General features: G+C 69.4%; 1 protein-coding gene. It reads left to right on the top strand.

Annotated features, from left to right (window positions below):
• Window positions 1–1,185 (top strand): MinD/ParA family protein (locus HLK59_RS50085; RefSeq protein ID WP_171148341.1); only part of this gene is annotated, 1,185 nt, incomplete at both ends.

Here is a 1,185-nt window from a genome sequence, read left to right as displayed (position 1 = left end):
CCGCAACCCCCCGTCGACCCCCGCACCGGTACCGCCTGGCCGCAGCCCATTCAGCACGACCAGCGGCAGATGACCAACCCCGGTGCGGCGCCGCTCGGTTACACCGCTGCCGTGGAGCTGTCCTCGGACCGGCTGCTGAACAACAAGAAGCAGAAGCCGAAGAGCGGCCGCCCCGCCGCCCAGCCCTCCCGTTTCAAGATCGGCGGGAAGAAGGAAGAAGCCGAGCGGCAGCGGAAGTTGGAGCTGATCCGCACGCCCGTGCTGTCCTGCTACCGCATCGCGGTCATCAGCCTCAAGGGCGGTGTCGGCAAGACGACGACCACCACCGCGCTCGGCTCGACCCTCGCCACCGAGCGGCAGGACAAGATCCTCGCCATCGACGCCAACCCGGACGCCGGTACCCTCGGCCGCCGGGTGCGGCGGGAGACCGGGGCCACCATCCGGGACCTCGTCCAGGCGATCCCGTACCTCAACTCGTACATGGACATCCGCCGGTTCACGTCCCAGGCGCCGTCCGGACTCGAGATCATCGCCAACGACGTCGACCCGGCCGTGTCCACGGCCTTCAACGACGAGGACTACCGGCGGGCCATCGATGTGCTGGGCAAGCAGTACCCGGTGATCCTGACGGACTCCGGTACCGGTCTGCTCTACTCCGCGATGCGCGGTGTGCTCGACCTCGCCGACCAGCTCATCATCATCTCGACGCCGTCCGTCGACGGTGCGAGCAGCGCCAGTACGACGCTCGACTGGCTGTCGGCGCACGGGTACGCCGATCTGGTGTCGCGGTCCATCACCGTCATCTCGGGTGTCCGCGAGACCGGCAAGATGATCAAGGTCGACGACATCGTCAGCCACTTCGAGACGCGCTGCCGCGGTGTCGTGGTCGTGCCCTTCGACGAGCATCTCGCCGCCGGTGCCGAGGTCGACCTCGACATGATGCGGCCGAAGGTGCGGGAGTCGTACTTCAACCTCGCGGCGATGGTCGCCGAGGACTTCGTACGCCACCAGCAGATGCACGGCCTGTGGACCAGCGACGGCAACCCGCCCCCGGTGGCGGCCCCGCCGATGCCGGGCCAGCCGATGCCCGGGCAGCCGTACCAGCCCGGCCAGCCGTACGCCCCCCACCCGGGCCAGCCCTATCCGCAGCAGGGCCAGCCGTACCCGCCGCAGGCCCAGCAGCAG

It is taken from the genome of Streptomyces sp. S3(2020), from assembly GCF_013044505.1.
In the GTDB taxonomy this organism is placed as follows: Bacteria; Actinomycetota; Actinomycetes; order Streptomycetales; family Streptomycetaceae; genus Streptomyces.
The sequence above is the reverse complement of the archived record's forward strand: the minus strand, read 5'-3'. Positions and strand labels throughout refer to the sequence as shown.